The following is an 18,630-nucleotide window of genomic DNA, read 5'->3' as shown; positions in this document are numbered from 1 at the left end:
CACCAGTTCAAGGGAGGCCACGCCGACCTACCAGGAGGCTCATTCCGGGGTTGTGTTCCGTGGACATGTCTTCATCCGGTTTGTTCTGACCCTGACGGTTGGCGGGCGCCGGACTCCGGGTGGGCGAAGACCTGGGCGGCAAGGGCCAACACCGCGTTCAGTGCTTCCGTGCGGTGGGCGCCGTTCCACGCCAATGCACTGCGCAGGGGCGGATAATTCTGCATGGGCCGGGAAGACACCCGGCGCGGGAGGATGTGCAACATGCTCTCCGGCACAATGGCCACGCCCAGACCTGCGTCCACCAGGGACAGGATCATGAACGGGTCCAAGACCTCCTGCGCAATCTCCGGGGTGAAACCGTGGGCGTGGCAGGTGCTGACCAACGTGGCACGCATGGTGGAACCACGGTCCCTGGGTGGGCAGATGATCGGTTCGTGTTGGAGATCCCCAACCTCAATCTCATCCCGGTTCAAGAGTGGGTGTCCGTGCGGCGCCACCAGGTGGTTGTCTTCCACCGTGATGAGCAAGCTCTCCAATTCCGGGGAACGGTAGGGCAGGCCAATGAATCCCAGATCCAGTTGCCCCTGTTCCAACCGGTGTACCGCCTCACCGGAGAGCAGACGATCCACAAACTTCAACTCCACCTGGGGATGGTGTTCCCTCACGGCGCGGGTCAGCTGCGGCACGGTCCGATGGTTCAAGGCCCCGGAGAAGGAAACTCGCAGCCGCCCGTAGACCTCCCGGTCGGTGCTGCGCACGGCTGAGGTGGCCAATCCCAGTTCTTCCAACACCTGGCGGGCGTGGGGCAGGAGCGCATGCCCGGCGGAGGTCAGCGCCACTGACCGGGTGGAGCGGTCAAAGAGCTCAGCCCCCAGTTCTTTCTCCAATTTGCGCACGGTCTGGGACAGCGGTGACTGACCGACGTGCAGTCTTTCGGCTGCCCGCCCAAAGTGCAGCTCCTCTGCAACGGCCAGGAAGGCCTCCAGCCAACGTGTCTCCATCAGTTCAACTTTCTTCCGTCTGAGGTGCTGCCACACGGTGCATGGACTCCAGCAGGAGCTTTGCCCAGGCAGCATGGCCCAGTGCCGCACGACGCTGCGGGTCTGGAACCTCCACGCTCAGGGGGAGGTCCGGGGCCAAAGTGGCCACCGTGGCGCGTAAGTTGAAGTCACCTGCGCCGGGTGGCAACCGGTGGCTCCTGGACTCCGCCACCAGAGCGTCACGGGAAGCAGGCGGCTGCGCCGGTCCGTCACACAATTGCAGCATGCCCACCCGCTGAGCATGAGCCACCAGCTCGGTGGTGTCACCGCCAAAGCGGTTCAGGTGCAGGGTGTCTGGCAACCACCAGCAGTCGGCGTCCACAGCCAGGGCTGCCGCAGCGGCAATTGAGTTCAGCGGTTGGTAGGAAATGGGCTCCAGGTTCAGGTGCAGCCCGTGATCCCGGCAGTCCTGGGCCAGTTCCATCACGGTGTTACTCAGACGTGATCGGTCAGGATCGCACCCCGCGGCAGTCACGCTGCGTGCCCCGAGCAGCGCTCCGGCCTCCACCACCGGAAGCCAGGTCTCCCGGCTCGTGGTTGCCTCCAAGGCCAGAAATTCGACGTCGAACACCGGTAGTCCCGTCTGATGCACAGCGCGGCGGACCGCCTTCAATCGGGCGCTCCCGGGCAGCACGTTGAGATCAGGTTCGGCATCCGTCACGGGAATCACGCGCAAGCCCACAAAATCGAATCCGGTGTTGGCTGCGGTGTGCACCAGCTCCACGGGGTCAAGGCCCAGCACGGACAGCGGCGCCAGGCCGAAGGGCCGGGCGGTGGGTTCAACTGTGGGATCACCCATGGGTGGCACCTCCCTCTGCCCGGTTGGATGCTGGTGGTGCCACTGTGCCGTCGTCCTCGTACACGGTGACACCGGCCAGATGGCGTCCGGCGATGTAGCCGAATGTCATGGCCGGCCCCAGGTTGACACCGCCGGAGGGGTAGCGTCCGCCCATGATGTTGGCTTGGTCATTGCCGCAAGCCCACAGGCCGGCAATGGTCTCTCCCCGTTGGTTCAGCACGCGCGACTGCGCATCCACCGCAATTCCGGCAAAGGTGCCGAACGAGCCCGGCAGAACCTTCACCGCGTAGAAGGGGCCCGGTCCCAGGGGCGCCAGGGTTGGATTTGGTTTCACCTGGGGGTCACCTCCGTAGCGGTTGAACGGTGTCCGGCCGCGCCCAAAATCTGGGTCTTCACCGGCCGCAGCATTCTGGTTGAACCGTTCCACAGTGGCCACCAGAGCTTCCGGGTCCACCCCGCATTTCTGCGCCAACTCGGTCAGTGTCCGAGCTTTCACCAGGTACTTCAGTACTCGGGTGTAGGGAAACACCGGGACCGGGCGGGGCTTGGCAAAGCCCAACATGTAATGGCGTAGCGCATGGTGGTCACCGATCAACCAGGACTGGACCGGCTGATCTGCCGGGGTTGCCCGCACCATGGCATCCACGTAATCCCAGTAGCCGTTGGCTTCGTTGACAAACCGCTGCCCATTGGCCAGCACGCCGATCACTCCGGGCTTGGCGCGGTCGGCAATGTGCGGAAACACGCCCTGCCGTCCACCGGGAAAGTTGACCAGCGACACCGGACACCAGGCGGCAGCTGTGGTCAGGTTGGTGTCCACGTAGCCGCCGGCAGACTCGGCCAGGCTGGCTCCTGAGCCATCCGCTTCAGCTGGTGCCAGCGTCCAGTGTTCGTGGCCCGTGGGAGTCCGCTCAAAGGTTTGTCTGCGCCGTTCCACATTGGCCGGGTAACCCCCGGTGGCCAAGACCACGCCGCGCCGGGCCGTGACCTTGATGTGTCCCGCCGGAGATTGCAACCAGGCGCCGGTGACCGCGCCGTCGTCGTTGAAAATCAGGTCCGTCACCCGTGTGTTGACCTCAATGCTGACCCCATTCTGGTCTGCCGCCTGCATCAGGCGGCCCACCAGGGCCACGCCGTTGACCATTTGCATGTTGCGGCGGTGCATCACCAGGTCAAAAAGGTGCGTGCTGACGCGTCTGGCCGCGTGTAGAAAACTTCCGGGCTTTTTCATGGCGGTCAGGAACTTGCCCAGATCGTCACCGGCCATGATCCCCATGCCCAGGAAGGAGGTCATGTAGAACTGGTGCGCCAGTTTCTGCCGCAGGTCGCGGCGCATCTGGGTGCCGTAGAAGGGGGCTGCGGCAACCGAGCGGTGCCCCGTGCCCGCGCCGGGTAACTGCCCGTAGATGTCATTGATCTTGGTCCCGGGGACAAACTTCAGGGGAGTGTGCTGGTGGAAGAAACCCACCATGTGCGGCACGGCCTCCAAAAAAGCCTCAATGCGTTGCTGATCGTAGGTCTGCGGGTCAATCACGGACTGCAAATAGGTTCGGAAGGTACTGCGGGGTTCCACATGGCCGTCCGCCACGGCCAGTGGGTTACCTGGCGTCCACATCCATCCCCCGGAACGTGCCGTGGCCCCGCCGCACCGCTGCGCGCGTTCGGCCACCAAGACCTCCAACCCGTGGTGGGCTGCGGTGGCTGCGGCTGAGAGCCCACCGGCTCCGGCACCGGCCACCAGAACGTCCACGGTGATCTCGGACTCGCTCACTGGGTCTCTCCCTCTGTTTTCTGCGTGGCGGTGACGGTGACGCGCAGCGCAGCGGTATGGCGCGCCCCACAAGCCCTGTGGTGTTTTGAGGACCGGAGGCGGAGGCTTGGAACGGCCCACCGCAGGTGCTCATGTGATCTACCTCCTGGCACTCCCATCCATCCTGTGCCCGGGACTATCCGCTGTCCATCACAGATTTGAGCGATCTTTAAGTGCTATAGCAGCAAAATAGCTCGGGCGAACTCCCGGCAACCGGGTGACCTGTAGCGTGACTCAGGTCATAACGTGTGGGTCTGCCCGCAAGTAACACCCATCCACTGTGAGAGGTGGCTGCCCGCCATGAGCACGGTTCACGAGTCCTATCTGGTTGGACTCATCGGAGATGGCATCACCGCCAGCCTGACCCCTCCCATGCACGAGGCCGAAGCGGATGCCCACGGGTTGCGCTACATCTACCGACCCATTGATCTGGCGTCCATTCAGCGCCCCGGCGAGGACGTGGGTGATCTCCTGCGTGCAGGCCGGGATTTGGGTTTCAATGCTTTCAACATCACTCATCCGTGCAAGCAAACCGTGCTGGCCTGTCTGGATGAGGTCTCTGAGCGCGCGCAAGCGCTGCAAGCCGTGAACACCGTGCTGATCCGGGATGGCAAATTCGTGGGTCACAACACCGACCAAACCGGTTTCTCCGCAGCCCTGGCAGCGGAACTGCCCACCGTGGCCAAGGGCCATGTGGTCCAGTTGGGCACCGGGGGAGCGGGGTCTGCTGTGGCCTATGCCCTGCTGGACTCCGGGGTGGAACACCTGAGTCTGTTCGACATTGACCCGGACCGAGCCGGTGAGCGTGCACAAGCCCTGGCCCGGCACTTCCCACAGGCCCGGGTGGCAGCGGTGACCGCCGGCGATCTGGCGGCCCAGGTGAGGGCTGCCGACGGTCTGGTGAACTGCACTCCCATTGGAATGCACCATCACCCCGGCGCGCCGTTGGATCTGGAACTCGTCACCACTGAGCACTGGGTGGCAGATGTGATCTACCTGCCCGTGGACACGCCGCTGATTCGCACCGCCCGTTCCCTGGGCTGCCCGGTTCTGGACGGCGGCGCCATGGCGGTGGGGCAGGCGGTGGATGCGTTCCGGCTGATCACAGGTCTGGAAGCGGACCGGAGCCGCATGCGCCGGCATTTCCTGGATTTGTTGGCCCTTCAACAAGGCTGAAGCCACCACCGGCGGCTGAGCACTATCCTGGTGCAGCGAGCTTGCTCACGGGCTGTTCGCTACACGCCGTCACTGCCTTCCCCAGGGCTCCGGTCCCGCAGCGCCCAACGCGCAGCAGGAACGCACCTGGTCCCGGCACCCGTACGTCAGGATCCGCCCATGACCTTGCACCCCGGCCGGAGCGTTGCCTCCGGTGGCCGAGCCTTGGCCGTGGCCGCCACTCTTGTCCTCCCCACGATCCTGGTTGGCTGTGGGCAGGAGGACGGTACGAGCTCAACCACCAATGACATCCCCGCACCCCCGGACCGCACGGACTCTCAGTTCGTGGCCCAGGGCGTGGACTTGCCCACGTGGGCCTACAGCGGGGCCTGCGATCAGCCGCGACCAAACGCCGACGACGACGGCCTGGTCCGTCCCGATCCCATTGCCGCCGAGCAAAACGTCCCCGTGTATGTGCCCGGTGTGGAAGAGGTTTTGTGCAAGATCAACGGGGTGGAAGCTGCCTCCGTGATCGGTACGTACTCGGAGACTGACGCGGGCCGCTCCGGAACCGCAGACGTGGGTGTGCTCATGGCTTCCGACAGCACAGAAGAGAACATCCGTTCGGTCAGACAAGCGGCGGTGACAGCTGCCGACCAGCAAGGGTTGGGCGCCCAGGGGCTGGAACTGCAAAAGATCACCATTTATCTCACGGATGGCAGCCATGTCACCGGGCCTAGTCAGGGGCAAGTTCAGGACGGGTCGATCACCTTGACGGGGGCCGGCATCCAAATCCTGGATCAGCTGCGGGCCGCAGGCCAGGGTGAACGGTGGAGCGTGGAGGTGGGCAATGAGCTGGTGGTGACCACCTTCCTGGATGGCAATCCCGCTGATTCCGCCATGTCCGGTCAGGTGCAGTCAGCGTTGCAGGCCTCCACCGAAATCCAGACTCCGGTGACCAATCTTGTGCGGAAGGACCGGGTTGTGGTCGAGCACCAGAACTTGACCCTGACCTACACGGATGGCCAGCAACAACTGGTCACGGGGGCTTTGGTGAAGGACTTGCAAGAACTCAGTGAGTCTTCTGGAGTCCAGACTGTCTCCGCAGAAATTGACGGAGACTCCCAGCAGAACAGCGTGCTGCGGGTGGAAATCCAACCGGCCACACCGGGCACAGCCCCGGAGGTCGAACGGGCTCTGGATGACTTGCGGCAAGTGGCCGGTCTGCGCGGATTGCAGCTGGAAGAGAACGTGGTGGGTTTGCCACCGACTCCCACTCCCACCTGAGCCTGTGGCCAGCTCTACCGCAGGCGTTGCCCCTCACGGGCGCGCGCTCGCAGGGCAATGCCCAGGCCGGTCACTGCCACCGCAGTCATCAGGCCACCGATCAGCAGCAACAGGCCATCACCGATGACGGCGCCCAGCACCACCACCAGGAGGCCAACAACTATCAGGCCGATCTGTAAAGGAATCATGGGTGCCACAGATAGAACTCCTCAGACGGTGCGGCAACGGATCAGGGTGGCAACTCGGTGAGGATACCGGTGACACCAAGCAAGAAGTGTGATCCAGGTGGCCCGCCAGCGCAAGATCCGTTCATGCACGGCGGACAGGGACAGCCCCGGGCGGCGGTTGTGCGGTGCGTCGTCGTAGGCTGAGAAAAGCACTGTAAGTGAGCTTCCTTGAACTACGGCGCTGCTGGTACTGACCGGTGGAGCAGGAGAAGGTGAGTCCTATGACATCCCTGAATGGCAAGAAGATCGCGTTCATCGCAACCAACGGCGTGGAGGAACCTGAGCTGACCGAACCGTGGGCGGCGGTTCGCTCAGCTGGTGGCACCCCTGTGCTGTTGTCCGGGGAGAAGGGCCGGATCACGGCCATGAAGGGCGACTGGGAGCATTCCAATGCCTACGACGTCGATCAGACCGTGGACACGGTGGAGGCTGCTGATTTTGATGCTCTTGTGCTCCCAGGAGGCACGTTGAATGCAGATGCTCTGCGCTTGGACCCGGAGGTTTTGCGCCTGGTCAAAGAGTTCGACGCTGCCCAAAAACCCATTGCAGCCATCTGCCACGCACCGTGGATTCTGATTGAAGCGGGCCTGGTGGAGGGCCGGACCGTGACGTCCTACGCCTCCGTTGCCACGGATCTGCGCAATGCAGCGGCACATTGGGTGGACCGCGAAGTTGTGGTGGATGCCAACCTGGTCACCTCACGTGATCCAGGTGACTTGGCGGCTTTCAGCCGCGAGTTGGTGCGGCTGACCGCAGACTGACCGGTGGCCCACGTGCTCCCTGTTGCCCACTGCCCAAGCCACCAGCGGCAACCGCAGGCACGGGCTCGGCGGGCCGTGGTTGACTGCCAGAAGGCGATCCGCCACGTACCGCTGCGGTGTCCGCCGAACCAGCATCCTGTCCCACCCGCGAAAGGACATCCCATGGCCACAGCACAACTCACCACTTCTGGGCGTCACCTCAAATGGGCGACGGCGGTGGCCGGGGCCTCCCTGTTGTTCCTGACGGGTTGTGCTGACAATGGAACGTCCTCCGATGCCAGCGCACCAACCACTGAAAGTGCGGGCCAAGCAACGGGTGAATCCACGTCCACGGCGGGGAGCGGGGCCACGGAACAGAGCACTCAGGAAGCCTCACAGGACCAGGAGTACGTGGACAACGCGATCAACTCCGGTTATGCGCTCAACACGGTGGATGATTTGCCCGTGGTCACCATGTACACCGATTACGAATGCCCCGCCTGCCAATCTGCCCATCCCCTGGTGGAGCAAGCCGCGCAGAGCTTGGACGGAACCGTGACGGTCATGGTCAAGAACTATCCCTTGCCCATGCATGACAACGCTGTCCCGGCGGCCCGTGCAGCTGAGGCAGCCGCCATGCAGGGCCAGGCGCAGGACTACGCATCGAGCCTGTACGAGAATCCCAATGACTGGACGCAGCTCAGCGGTACTGAGTTGGATGACTATTTTCTGAGCACCGCAGAAGACAACGGCCTGGATGTTGACCAATTCACCGGGGACTACAGTTCCGGTGCCGTGGCGCAGATTGTGGACGCTCATCAAGCTCAGGCAGCCGAGCTTGATCTACCTGGAACACCTAGCTTTGTGGTGGTCGATCAGACCGTGGACCTTGACAATGTCAGGACTGCCCAGGACTTGGCTGACGCTTTCCAAAGCGCCACGGACTCCGCTGGTGCGGAAGCCACCACACCCGCAGGTGGTACGGCTGCCCCCACGTCAGGATCGTGACTGCACGCCGGTAGGATCGCGCATCACATCGAGGGAATCGAGGCTCCCATGTCACATCATGCTTCCTCCTCCGGTAACGGAGGCCCACTGGGCTGGCTGTCACGCCTGACGGGTCGCAAGCAACGCCCGGCTTCCCTGCAGCATCCCGGACACAGTTTTCTGGGTATCAAGGGTGGCGTTCTGGGTATCAAGGGTGGTGATCCCAACAGGCACGTGGAAAATCCCGCACCGCTTGGAGGCGTATCAGCTGAGAACAATCAGGAGGATCAGACCTTGGACACGGAGCAGCCCATACGAGTCACCGCCGTGGTGCAGGGCACGGTGCAGGGCGTGGGTTTCCGCTACTGGACCTGGCGTCAGGCCGAAAAGCTCGGTTTGGCCGGATCAGCCGTGAACCAGACAGACGGGTCCGTTCGGGTTGTGGCCGAAGGGCCCCGCTGGGCGGTTCGAGATCTGTTGCGCAGTATTCAGGGAACGGAAGCCCCGGGTGCGGTTTTCACGGTGGATGCCCATTACGAAGACGCGCGGGGAGACCTCAACGGATTCACCACCGGTTAGGACTGCCCAGCAACATGAGGCTTCCCCAGCAACGCTGGTGCTGTCAGAGCTCCGCGAGCCACTGCGCCAGCTCCCAGCTGTCCAAGACCGCCGCTGGATGTGGACCTGCGGCCTGAAGTTCCTCCCGCCACTGAGGCGGTAACGGGTTTCTTCCGGCCACCAGAATGAGATTTCCGGCCTTCTGGGCGGTCAGCATGGAAGCCTCCGTCAGGCACCAGAGCTCGGCAAACACCGGTGGTTCGCCATGGGGACCGCTGGCCCCGAGCACACGTGCCTGTTCCTGAAAAAACTTCAGTCCCGGATCATCACCCACGTTGACCGCCAGGAGGCCGTGCGGTGCCATCAGCGCTTTGACCTCCCGGTAGAACGCGGGTTCGCGTAAATGCTCCGGGGCGTCACTTCCCGCAAATACGTCCAGTACCACCAAGTCAGCCGGTGTGACGGCGGTGTCCCGCAGGGACGGAAGGGCGGCACGGGCATCTCCGATCACCACCTCTATCCTGCTGCCCGCAGGAAGGGGTAGATGCGTGGTGACAAAGTCTGGCAGCTCGCGGGCCAGCTCCACCACGATCTGTTGAGATCCGGGGCGCGTGGCAGCTATGTAGCGCGGCAGGGTCATGGCTCCGCCACCCAGGTGAAGAGCACGAACAGCGGCCGATGGTGCAGCGGCAAGGTCCACCAGGTTGGCTGTTCGGTGCAGATATTCATAAAAGACCCGGTGCGGATTGGCCAAGTCCACGTGCGATTGTTCGGCGCCGCCAATGCTCAAGATCCATCCGCGGGTTGCGGGGTGGTATTCCACGGCAGCCACGGCATCAAGATCCTTGAGGAAGCGGTGGACAGGTGGCGGCGTCCTGGAATCTGGCACAACTCTCCCGGTGGGCTACGGATGGTACGTGTGATGTTAGGCCACCGTGGTGGTCCGGCGGCGTGCGAGCTGGCGCGAACCGGACTCCGCTGCACGCGAACCGCACAGTGTGCTGATTAATTCTGGAATATCGTGATCCCACGTGCCGTGTGACCGCGTGCAGCTAATCTCGTAACGTGGTCACTGAATCGGTGATCTCAATTGGAGGAGTTCTTCGTGGTTTTTGACCCCATCAAGCACGCATTCGATGATTCCGGGAAGCCCACTCAGGCAACCTCCACTTTTTTGGAGACCACCTTGCGAGTCCAGCGCCCCGTGGTCCTGCACTGGGTCAAGCGCTTGCGGCGGCAACACCCGGAGGAAAGTCCCACTCAAATTGCAAAGCGGTTGGAGAAGCACTACGTCCGTGCCGTGACAGCTGGTGGCGGCGCCACCGGCGGGGTGGCCATGGTTCCGGGGATCGGCACCGTTGCCTCTTTGGGGGTTTCCGCAGCATCCGTGGGGGCGTACCTGGAAATGACTGCCCTCTATGCGCAGTCGATAGCCGAATTGCACGGAGTCTCCACGGAGGATCCGGACAAGACTCGGGCCATGGTCATGGCCTTGATGCTCGGTGAGGACGGGCAGGCGCTCATGGGTCAGGTGCTGGCCAAAGGTGGCAATGCCGGACTGGCTACCAGCAACTGGGGTCTGATGCTGGGCTCGGGTGCCGGCCAGGGCGCAACTGTGACGCGCACGCTGCGCAACATGTTCATCAAGCGCTTTTTGAAGCGGCAGTCTGGTGCCTTCCTCGGCCGTGCGCTGCCGTTTGGTATTGGCGCGGTGGTGGGCGGGGGTGCCAACTATGCCTTGGCCCGCGCCGTGGTGAAGGCCACCCGTGAGGCTTTCGGCGATCTCAGCGCCACCTTCCCCCCGGTGTTGGCTGAGGTTGACCGTGCACCCAAGTTCGATGACAGCAAGAGCCGCGGCAAGCGGCGTGGACGGCGTCGTGCTGCTGAAGATGCCCCAGCGGGTGAGTTGACCGGGTCCGCACCTGACAAGGAATCCTGAATCTAACTGGGAGTTCCCTGAGTAGTCGGGGCGGGTGGTGCTTCATGGCGCCACCCGTCCCGGCTTTTTTGTGCCCTTCCGCGGTGGATGCGGACCCCTACGGGCTACTTAACACGCTGTAAGTGTTGATCTATTCATACGTATAGGTACCTATCAGGCATATTCATGCAGGTCAGCCACTTAGATTACGCGTATACCTACGAGTTGGTTACATCACGTACCCGTATGCAACCCTGGTCTTCCCAGGAAGTTCCAAGTTCGGTATCTTCTGGTCTGATGCAGTAATTGGGGTCTCAGGGGATCAATCGGGAGGTGCCTCTGAAACGGTTTCAGCCGTGACTCCACGATCCACCCATCCTCACCCCCCCTGTAGAGGACCCAGCATGACCATCCCCGCGATACGCCGTAGCAGCCGGCTGCTGAATGCCACAAAGGCCGTGCACGCAACGGATTCGCTCACTCGGCTCATTGCGTGCAGTGTTGCCGCCGAAACTTTGGAGTCCCTGGCTGCAGCCGTTGACCGGGATCGCCTGGATTCGGAATTGGCCACCATCAACACCTTGGCCGCTCACGATCAACTCACCACTGAAGTCTCTTCCGCGCTGGCAGCAATCCTCCTGCACGCACAAGAAGCAGCACGCGTCAGCGGTGGACTGGTGGACCCCGTGGTGGGTATTTCCGGTGATGTTGCCCCCACAGGTGGCCAGCAGGATTGGCGCGGGCACGCACCCTATTTCTTCGACGCCGACCACCGTGTCCTTCACGTTCGGCGCGGCACCGTGCTGGACCTGTGGAACATCGGCTGTGCCTGGGCTGCAGAGGAAATTGTGGCTCAGGTGATCGTGCAAGATCCGGCGGCCAGTTTGGCCGTGGTGGTGGGCCCCGCCGTCGTGAGCGTGGGCGCGGCTTGGGAAATTGGGGAGGCACTGTCACAGGAGTACGCCGCACTGCAACCGCCCTTGCGTTGCGGGCTACGGTCCTTTGCCGTCCTACAGCCTGGAAGTTTTGAGGCTCTGCCGGAGCACACCGATTCCCAGGCCGGCATTGAGCACGTGCCCCATGCCGGTGGGCCGTGGTGGGATCGTGCCGCAGTGGGAGCTGAGGACGCCATCCAGGCTGTGACCTTCGCGCTCATGGCACAGCGCTTGGGCGATTCCACCTTTGAGCACATCGTGCGGGCCGGGGGGCAGGCCGAATTTGTGGGTCCGCGGGGTGGCACACCGCTGCGTCGTCGTCTGCGGACTCCCGGATGGGTTCCGCGAGAATCCTGAGTTTGCCGTCCCGTCCCTGGATGCGGCGATACAGAGCAGTGCAGCGGGTGCAATACATCATCGCGTGTGTGCCCCTGCGGTCCTGCGGCCCACGGGGCACACACGCGATGATGCGCTGACTCAGTCCAGGTGATCGACCAAGGCGCTTGCCAAACCCGTGTAGCTGGCGGGACTCAGTGCGCTGAGGCGCTGTTCAGCCGGTGCACTGAGTCCCAGCTCGGCCACGAACTCCTGCATCCGTGCTCTGTCCACGCGGTGGCCGCGGGTCAGGTCTTTGAGCCGTTCATAGGGATCATCCATGCCCGGGATGCCCGCCAGGGCCTCGGCACGCATGACTGTTTGGATGGCCTCCCCCAAAACCTCCCAGTTGGCTTCGAGGTCGGCGGCCATGACGTCGTCGGCCACGTCCAGACGCTCCAGCCCCTTGGCCACATTGGAGATGGCCAACAAGCTGTGGCCACAGGCCGTGCCGATATTGCGCTGGGAGGAGGAATCCGTGAGATCACGCTGCCAGCGGGAGGTCACCAGAGTGGCCCCCAGGGTGTCCAGCAGGGAGCAGGAGATCTCCAGATTGGCCTCCGCGTTCTCGAACCGGATGGGGTTGACCTTGTGCGGCATGGTGGAGGAACCCGTGGCGCCGGCCACCGGAACCTGACGGAAAAATCCGATGGAAATGTAGGACCACACATCCGTGCAGAGGTTGTGCAGAATCCGGTTGAAGCGGGCCATGTCCGCGTACAGCTCAGCCTGCCAGTCATGGGACTCGATCTGGGTGGTCAGCGGATTCCAGCTCAGCCCCAGGCCCGTGACAAACTCCCGTGAAATCAGCTGCCAGTCGGCTTGCGGTGCGGCCACGCTGTGGGCGGCGTAGGTACCGGTTGCCCCGTTGATCTTGCCCAGGAACTCAGTGGCCGCCACTCGGTTGACCTGCCGGGAGAGACGGTGAGCGAACACCGCCAGTTCTTTGCCCAGGGTGGTGGGTGTTGCCGGTTGACCGTGGGTCCGGGAGAGCATGGGCACCTGTGCGCTGTTGCGGGCCATGGTGGCAATCTGCTCGATCAGATCGCGGGCGGCGGGAAGCCACACGTCCACAATCGCGTCGCGGATGCCCACCGCATACGCCAAGTTGTTGATGTCCTCGGAGGTGCATGCAAAGTGCACCAGCGGCTTCAGTTCCTCCAGACCCAAGGCCGCCAGCCTGCGGCCGATGAAGTACTCCACGGCCTTGACGTCATGGACGGTGACGGCCTCGATCTGGCTCAATTCGGAGATGGCTGCGGCGTCAAAGTCGGTGACAATTCGGCGCAAACCGTCCACCTGTTCGGAGGTCAGTGACGGCAGCCCCGGGAGGACGTCGTGACGGCACAGGTGGATGAACCACTCGACTTCCACGTGGATGCGGTTGCGGTTCAGGGCTGCCTCGGACAGATGATCCACCAGATCGGCCACAGCAGGCCGGTAGCGTCCGTCCAGAGCGCCCAGGGCCACGGGGGGTTCAACCTGCGCCAGACGGACCCGCCCGGAGTCCGGGCCGGGAGCGTCCGGGGTTGCTGCGGTGGAGTTCGCGTTGGATGCGGTGTTCTCTGGGGTGGAGGAGCTTTGCGCCATGGAGAACATTGTTCCACCTGATGGATTGGTCCGCGGGCCAACAGCCACCCCCACCCCGGTTTTACCCTGGGGATACAGTGAGCACATGAGCCCTCTGCGTCCCCGCCCCGCCCTGGAAGAGTTGCCCGCCTACGCTGCGGGCAAGCCCCCCACCCCGGTGGAGGGTCTGGTGGCCTACAAACTGTCCTCCAATGAAAACCCCTGGGGGCCGGTTCCGGCAGCACAGGAGGCCATGGCACAGGTTGTGGGGAACGTGCACCGCTACCCGGATGCGGCCACGGTCCAGTTGCGGGATGAGATTTCAACCGCCCTGGGTGTGCCAGCACAAGATGTGGTCACGGGTGCAGGAAGCCTGGGGGCGCTGTCTCAGATCATCAACGCCTTTGCTGGAACGGGCCGGGACGGTGTGCCCGATGAAGTTCTCTACCCCTGGCGCTCCTTTGAGGCTTACCCCATCCTGGTCACCACGGCCGGTGCCGCCAACGTCCAGGTGCCCAACACGGCGGATGGCTCCCATGATTTGACCGCCATGCTGGAAGCCATCACGCAGCGCACGCGGGTGATCCTGCTGTGCTCACCGAACAACCCCACCGGCCCCTCCCTGACCCAGGCCGCAGTGGAGGAATTCCTGGCAGAGGTTCCTGACGACGTCGTTGTGGTCCTGGACGAGGCCTACCGTGAGTTCCAGTCGGACCCGGAAGTCGCAGAGGGTGTGCGCACGTACCGCGCCCATCCCAACGTGGTGGCGCTGCGGACCTTCTCCAAGGCCCACGGTCTGGCGGGGCTCCGGGTGGGCTTCAGCCTGTCCCAACAGCCCATCACGGAGCAGCTGCGCAAAGTCAGTGTTCCTTTTGCCGTGACGGAGCTGGCGCAGGTGGCCGCCATGGCAACTTTGCAACATCCCGAACAGGTCAGTGAGCGGGTGGAGAAGATCACCGCAGAGCGGGACCGCGTGCAAGCACAGTTGCAGCAATTGGGGTGTTGGGTTCCGGCAACCCAGGCCAATTTTGTGTGGCTGAATCTGGGTGCAGACACGCAGCGGTTTGTGCAGGAGTGCGCTGCCCAGGCGCTCTCGGTCCGCGGGTTTGCGGGTGAAGGGGTGCGCGTCACCATTGGCGAGCCCGAGGCAAATGACCGATTCTTGCGTGTGTGCGCAAACTTCACCCCGTTGCCTTCCGCACCGAGCAGCCCGGTCCCGTAAGCTCCTGAGCACAAACTCTGTGCCACCTGCGCGCCGTGGTTTCCGCGAACCGGAACTGGGTACGCAGCCACCGTCAGACCACTGTCACCTCAGGGGGCGTCCACATGACACCAACGCCACACACCTCCCCGGAGCCGGAGCCGCTGGATCCTCATGATGCCCGCGCCACCGCCGGCACCGGTGCGCACCCGGCCACCGTGGAGTCGAGGCTGGACGTTGTTCAGCTGGTGGATCGGTCCGGAGAGCGCCGGGCCAACTCGCGTTTTGACCCGTGGGTCGAGGATGTTGACGGCCAGACGGTGCGCAGTCTGTACCGCTCCATGTTCCGGGCCCGCCGGCTGGATGAGATGGCAACTTCCCTCCAGCGGCAGGGGCAAATGGTGCTGTGGCCGCCGTTGCGCGGCCAAGAGGCGGCGCAGGTGTGCTCAGCCCGGGCTGTGGGGGAGGAAGATTACGTCTTCCCCTCCTACCGCGAACACGCCGTGATCCTGGAACGCGGGATTCCAGCGGGGGAGATGATGACCCAGTTCCGCGGTCACGCGGCCTCCAGCTGGAAACCATCAGAAACCAAAACGCACATCTACTCCCTGGTGCTGGGTGCCCAGGTCCCGCACGCGGTGGGCTACGCCATGGGCATCACCCAGGATCAACGTCTGGCGCACGACGCCGGAACCCCGGCCCCGCCGGAAGCTGCTGTTCTGGTGTACTACGGAGACGGTGCCTCCACGGAGGGTGAAGTCCACGAATCCATGGTGTTTGCCGCCTCTTACGATGCCCCCGTGGTGTTTTTTGTCCAGAACAACCAGTGGGCCATCTCCGTACCGTTCTCCACCCAGTCCCGTGTTCCCCTGGCCACGCGCGCCGCGGGGTACGGCTTTGAAGGGGTGCGCGTGGACGGCAACGATCCCCTGGCGGTGCTGGCCGTGACGCGCTGGGCCATGGCAGAGGCCCGGGCAGGCCGCGGGCCGGTCATGATCGAGGCCGAAACCTTCCGGCTGGGCGCCCACACCACGGCGGATGACCCCACCAAGTATCGGCGTACCGAGGAGGAAGAGCGGTGGGCCCAATTGGATCCCCTGCTGCGGACCAAAGCGCTTCTGGAGAATGAATACGGCGTGGACGCCCAGTTCTTCACGGACCTGGAAGAGGAAACTGCGCAGTGGATCACAACCACACGTGCGGCCATCCTCTCCGGCGGGCCGGAGGACCTGGACCAGCGATTCGACGTTGTTTACGCAGCCGGGCATCCGCTGGTTGAGGAAGAACGACGGTGGTACCGCGAATACCAGGATTCCTTCCTGGCCGAGGACGACGACGCCCCCACCACGTCGGGCGCGCAGGCAGGCTGAGGGGCGAGCATGAGTCAGAACACCGAATCCACACTGCGCACCACCATGGCCAAGGCCCTGAACCTGGGGATGCGCCGCGCCCTTGCAGATGACCCCAAGGTTCTGTTGATGGGGGAGGACATTGGCTCCTTGGGCGGGGTGTACCGCATCACGGAAGGGCTCAAAGGAGACTTTGGGGCTCACCGTGTGCGGGACACACCGCTGGGTGAGGCCGGCATCATCGGTACCGCCATTGGCATGGCCATGCGTGGTTACCGGCCCGTGTGTGAAATCCAGTTCGACGGTTTCACCTTTCCCGCCTTCAATCAGATCACCACCCAGCTGGCCAAGATGCACGCCCGCTCGGACGGTGATGTTCCCGTACCAGTCACCATCCGCATTCCCAACGGCGGGGTGATCGGCTCCGTGGAGCATCACTCCGAATCCCCGGAAGCGCTGTTCGCCCACACCGCGGGCTTGCGTATTGTCACCCCGTCCACACCGCAGGACGCCTACTGGATGATCCAGCAATCCATTGCCAGCCCGGACCCCGTGATCTTCCTGGAGCCTAAGCGCCGCTACTGGCTCAAGGGAGAGGTGGATCTGATCCACCCCACCACGGAGGACCCCTTCACCGCGCAAGTGGTCCGGGAAGGGGAAGGACTCACCCTTGTGGCCTGGGGCCCCTTGGTCCCGGTGGCCATGGCCGTGGCGGAGGCCGCAGCGCAGGACGGGCGCTCAGTGGAAGTGGTGGACCTGCGTTCGCTGTCCCCCATTGACTTTGACACCCTGGAGGCCTCCGTGAACCGGACAGGCCGCATGGTGATCGCCCACGAAGCCCCCGTGTTCGGTGGCCTGGGCGCGGAGATCGCGGCTCGGATCACGGACCGCTGTTTCTACAGCCTGGAAGCACCCGTGCAGCGTGTGGGCGGCTACCACCTGCCCTATCCACCCGCCGGGATGGAAGAGCACTATGTCCCGGACCTGGACCGGATTCTGGATGCGGTGGAGCGAGCTTTTGGGTACTGATCTGTGCAAGTGGCCCGCATGGGCCTGCCCCCGCCATGGGATGCAGGCATGGAGCCGAAGGGAGCCTAAGAATGTCTGAGGTTTTTGCCCTCCCCGACGTCGGTGAGGGACTGACGGAGGCGGAGATCGTCAGCTGGAAGGTCACCGCCGGTCAAGATGTGGTGGTGGACCAGGTGCTGGTGGAAATTGAAACCGCCAAATCCCTGGTGGAACTGCCATCCCCGTGGGAAGGCACGGTCCTGGATCTCTTGGTGGATGAAGGCCGCACCGTGGAGGTGGGTACCCCGCTCATCGTGATCGGTGACAGTGCTGAGGCTCCCGGTAACGTTCCGGACCCCGGCTACACAGGCGGAGCCGATCAAGCCTCGCGGGCCTCAGCCCGAGCCGGTGACAATCAGGACGGCAAGGCCGGGTCACACGCTCAGGCGGTGGAGGGCACGGACAGTGCTGCGGCACAGGCACTTGTCGGTTCGGGGCCCAAAGCGGATCCGGTGCTGCGGCGGCGTCGTAAACCGCGTCCCCAAGCCGAGCCCCAGCCTCCCGTCACACCGGCGACTGCCGCGCCCGCAGCCACCCCCGCCGGTGGGCGCCCAAGCTTTGGCGAAGGTATTGCGGACCTGCTCTCCCGCACGCGACTGGGCCAGCCCGGGGCGGACCGTCCGGCATGGCTGGGTGGCAAACGTCAGGAAGGATCAGCTGAAGCCGGCAAGTCAGCCGCTGGGACTGGTGTGTCCAGTGCCGGCGCAGCTGGTGCGGAGGTACCCCGGCGTCCAGCCCTGGCCAAGCCTCCCGTGCGCAAAGTGGCCAAGGAAATGGGGATCGACCTTGCGGATGTGACCGGCACCGGGGACTCCGGGCAGGTGACCAAGCGGGATCTTCTGGCTTACGCCGCCCATCTGCGGGAGATCCCGGATGGCCCCGAATCCTTCTGGGTCTCCGGCAACTCACCCGGCGCCGGAGACCGCACTCAGCGGATTCCCGTGAAGGGCGTCCGTAAGCTCACGGCTCAGAACATGGTCAAGAGCGCGTTCTCCGCACCGCACGTATCCATCTTTGTGGACGTGGATGCCTCCCGGACCATGGAGTTTGTCAAACGTCTCAAAGAGGCCGATTACTTTGACGGCGTGAAAGTCACCCCCTTGCTGATCCTGGCCAAAGCGATCATTTGGGCCACCGCACGCAACCCCCAGGTCAATGCCACCTGGACGGACAGCGAAATCATCATCAAGCGCTACATGAACCTGGGGATTGCTGCGGCCACTCCGCGTGGACTGATGGTCCCCAACATCAAGGACGCCCAGGAGATGTCCCTGCGTGAACTGGCCGTGGCCCTGGACGACCTGACCAAAACCGCCCGGGCCGGCAAAACCCAACCGGGTGACATGCAAAACGGCACCATCTCCATCACCAACATCGGTTCCTTGGGTATCGACATCGGCACGCCCATCATCAATCCCGGTGAAGTCGCCATCGTGGCCTTTGGCACCATCAAGCAAAAGCCATGGGTGGTGGAAGGGGAGATCATTCCCCGGTGGATCACCACGTTGGGCGGCTCCTTTGACCATCGAGTGGTGGATGGGGACCTCTCCGCGCGCTTCATGGCAGATGTGGCAAAAATCCTGGAGGAACCAGCGCTGCTCCTGGACTAACC

At 63.7% G+C, this 18,630-nt stretch carries 17 protein-coding genes; 11 read left to right on the top strand and 6 right to left on the bottom strand.

Going from position 1 to position 18,630, the window contains the following annotated elements; genetic code table 11:
• Positions 1-71: 71 nt before the first annotated feature.
• Genes Q4G32_RS07895 through Q4G32_RS07885 form a run of 3 tightly spaced genes read right to left on the bottom strand, consistent with a single transcriptional unit; the run spans position 72 to position 3,610 of the window.
• A complete protein-coding gene (locus Q4G32_RS07895; RefSeq protein ID WP_303350562.1) occupies positions 72-1,001 on the bottom strand; it encodes a LysR family transcriptional regulator in 930 nt (309 codons plus the stop codon).
• Positions 1,002-1,005: 4 nt separating this feature from the next.
• On the bottom strand, positions 1,006-1,839 hold the full coding sequence (locus Q4G32_RS07890) for a sugar phosphate isomerase/epimerase family protein (protein ID WP_303350561.1): 834 nt from the start codon (positions 1,837-1,839) through the stop codon (positions 1,006-1,008).
• Positions 1,832-3,610: an FAD-dependent oxidoreductase gene (locus Q4G32_RS07885; RefSeq protein ID WP_303350560.1), complete on the bottom strand. Its 1,779-nt coding sequence runs from the start codon at positions 3,608-3,610 to the stop codon at positions 1,832-1,834. Before Q4G32_RS07885 ends, Q4G32_RS07890 begins: the two co-directional genes overlap by 8 nt.
• Before the next feature lie 339 nt (positions 3,611-3,949).
• Between Q4G32_RS07885 and Q4G32_RS07880 the strand changes: the two genes are divergently transcribed.
• Positions 3,950-4,825 (top strand): shikimate dehydrogenase, encoded by an 876-nt coding sequence (locus tag Q4G32_RS07880; RefSeq protein ID WP_303350559.1) that lies wholly within the window; start codon positions 3,950-3,952, stop codon positions 4,823-4,825.
• A gap of 159 nt (positions 4,826-4,984) precedes the next feature.
• Positions 4,985-6,091, top strand: a complete 1,107-nt coding sequence (locus Q4G32_RS07875; protein ID WP_303350558.1) for a hypothetical protein — start codon at positions 4,985-4,987, stop codon at positions 6,089-6,091.
• Between the two features lie 14 nt (positions 6,092-6,105).
• Here Q4G32_RS07875 and Q4G32_RS07870 read toward each other — a convergent pair whose 3' ends face one another.
• A complete protein-coding gene (locus tag Q4G32_RS07870) occupies positions 6,106-6,288 on the bottom strand; it encodes a hypothetical protein (RefSeq protein ID WP_303350557.1) in 183 nt (60 codons plus the stop codon).
• 251 nt (positions 6,289-6,539) lie between these two features.
• Between Q4G32_RS07870 and Q4G32_RS07865 the strand changes: the two genes are divergently transcribed.
• The 3 genes from Q4G32_RS07865 to Q4G32_RS13955 all read left to right on the top strand — a co-directional run bounded on the left by Q4G32_RS07865 (position 6,540) and on the right by Q4G32_RS13955 (position 8,624).
• Positions 6,540-7,079 carry a type 1 glutamine amidotransferase domain-containing protein gene (locus tag Q4G32_RS07865; RefSeq protein ID WP_303350556.1) on the top strand — a complete coding sequence of 180 codons (540 nt, stop codon included), beginning with the start codon at positions 6,540-6,542 and terminating at the stop codon, positions 7,077-7,079.
• Between the two features lie 162 nt (positions 7,080-7,241).
• Positions 7,242-8,066 carry a DsbA family protein gene (locus Q4G32_RS07860; protein WP_303350555.1) on the top strand — a complete coding sequence of 275 codons (825 nt, stop codon included), beginning with the start codon at positions 7,242-7,244 and terminating at the stop codon, positions 8,064-8,066.
• A 48-nt stretch (positions 8,067-8,114) separates the two neighbouring features.
• Complete coding sequence (locus Q4G32_RS13955; protein ID WP_368660375.1) at positions 8,115-8,624, top strand: acylphosphatase; 510 nt, start codon at positions 8,115-8,117, stop codon at positions 8,622-8,624.
• A gap of 43 nt (positions 8,625-8,667) precedes the next feature.
• Here the strand turns inward: Q4G32_RS13955 and Q4G32_RS07850 are convergent, their stop codons facing one another.
• Positions 8,668-9,492 (bottom strand): spermidine synthase, encoded by an 825-nt coding sequence (locus tag Q4G32_RS07850; protein WP_303350554.1) that lies wholly within the window; start codon positions 9,490-9,492, stop codon positions 8,668-8,670.
• A gap of 216 nt (positions 9,493-9,708) precedes the next feature.
• Here Q4G32_RS07850 and Q4G32_RS07845 point away from each other — a divergent pair, with 216 nt between their 5' ends.
• Positions 9,709-10,542, top strand: coding sequence for a di- and tripeptidase (locus Q4G32_RS07845; RefSeq protein ID WP_303350553.1), 834 nt, complete (start codon positions 9,709-9,711; stop codon positions 10,540-10,542).
• A 383-nt stretch (positions 10,543-10,925) separates the two neighbouring features.
• Positions 10,926-11,813, top strand: a complete 888-nt coding sequence (locus Q4G32_RS07840; protein ID WP_303350552.1) for an FAD:protein FMN transferase — start codon at positions 10,926-10,928, stop codon at positions 11,811-11,813.
• A gap of 120 nt (positions 11,814-11,933) precedes the next feature.
• On the opposite strand, the gene purB is transcribed toward Q4G32_RS07840, so the two are convergent.
• Entirely contained in the window at positions 11,934-13,421 is a 1,488-nt protein-coding gene (gene purB / locus Q4G32_RS07835) for an adenylosuccinate lyase (RefSeq protein ID WP_303350551.1), read from the bottom strand.
• A gap of 85 nt (positions 13,422-13,506) precedes the next feature.
• On the opposite strand from purB, the gene hisC reads away from it, so the two are divergent.
• From hisC to Q4G32_RS07815, 4 genes are all read left to right on the top strand, one after another.
• A complete protein-coding gene (gene hisC, locus Q4G32_RS07830) occupies positions 13,507-14,622 on the top strand; it encodes a histidinol-phosphate transaminase (protein WP_303350550.1) in 1,116 nt (371 codons plus the stop codon).
• A 104-nt stretch (positions 14,623-14,726) separates the two neighbouring features.
• Entirely contained in the window at positions 14,727-15,971 is a 1,245-nt protein-coding gene (locus Q4G32_RS07825; protein ID WP_303350549.1) for a thiamine pyrophosphate-dependent enzyme, read from the top strand.
• Between the two features lie 9 nt (positions 15,972-15,980).
• Positions 15,981-16,979 carry an alpha-ketoacid dehydrogenase subunit beta gene (locus Q4G32_RS07820; protein ID WP_303350548.1) on the top strand — a complete coding sequence of 333 codons (999 nt, stop codon included), beginning with the start codon at positions 15,981-15,983 and terminating at the stop codon, positions 16,977-16,979.
• Between the two features lie 71 nt (positions 16,980-17,050).
• The gene (locus Q4G32_RS07815) at positions 17,051-18,628 is read left to right on the top strand and encodes a dihydrolipoamide acetyltransferase family protein (protein WP_303350546.1); all 1,578 of its coding nucleotides are present in this window, start codon (positions 17,051-17,053) and stop codon (positions 18,626-18,628) included.
• Positions 18,629-18,630: the final 2 nt, after the last annotated feature.

The sequence above is a fragment of the Kocuria sp. genome (genome assembly GCF_030538595.1).
Taxonomy (GTDB): domain Bacteria; phylum Actinomycetota; class Actinomycetes; order Actinomycetales; family Micrococcaceae; genus Kocuria.
The sequence above is the reverse complement of the archived record's forward strand: the minus strand, read 5'-3'. Positions and strand labels throughout refer to the sequence as shown.

Bases quoted from the DNA above. Each gene is read 5' to 3' on its own strand.
- Q4G32_RS07895 (WP_303350562.1), bottom strand. From the start codon at position 1,001: ATGGAGACACGTTGGCTGGAGGCCTTCCTGGCCGTTGCAGAGGAGCTG.
- Q4G32_RS07890 (WP_303350561.1), bottom strand. From the start codon at position 1,839: ATGGGTGATCCCACAGTTGAACCCACCGCCCGGCCCTTCGGCCTGGCG.
- Q4G32_RS07880 (WP_303350559.1), top strand. From the start codon at position 3,950: ATGAGCACGGTTCACGAGTCCTATCTGGTTGGACTCATCGGAGATGGC.
- Q4G32_RS07875 (WP_303350558.1), top strand. From the start codon at position 4,985: ATGACCTTGCACCCCGGCCGGAGCGTTGCCTCCGGTGGCCGAGCCTTG.
- Q4G32_RS07865 (WP_303350556.1), top strand. From the start codon at position 6,540: ATGACATCCCTGAATGGCAAGAAGATCGCGTTCATCGCAACCAACGGC.
- Q4G32_RS07860 (WP_303350555.1), top strand. From the start codon at position 7,242: ATGGCCACAGCACAACTCACCACTTCTGGGCGTCACCTCAAATGGGCG.
- Q4G32_RS13955 (WP_368660375.1), top strand. From the start codon at position 8,115: ATGTCACATCATGCTTCCTCCTCCGGTAACGGAGGCCCACTGGGCTGG.
- Q4G32_RS07840 (WP_303350552.1), top strand. From the start codon at position 10,926: ATGACCATCCCCGCGATACGCCGTAGCAGCCGGCTGCTGAATGCCACA.
- purB (WP_303350551.1), bottom strand. From the start codon at position 13,421: ATGGCGCAAAGCTCCTCCACCCCAGAGAACACCGCATCCAACGCGAAC.
- hisC (WP_303350550.1), top strand. From the start codon at position 13,507: ATGAGCCCTCTGCGTCCCCGCCCCGCCCTGGAAGAGTTGCCCGCCTAC.
- Q4G32_RS07825 (WP_303350549.1), top strand. From the start codon at position 14,727: ATGACACCAACGCCACACACCTCCCCGGAGCCGGAGCCGCTGGATCCT.
- Q4G32_RS07820 (WP_303350548.1), top strand. From the start codon at position 15,981: ATGAGTCAGAACACCGAATCCACACTGCGCACCACCATGGCCAAGGCC.
- Q4G32_RS07815 (WP_303350546.1), top strand. From the start codon at position 17,051: ATGTCTGAGGTTTTTGCCCTCCCCGACGTCGGTGAGGGACTGACGGAG.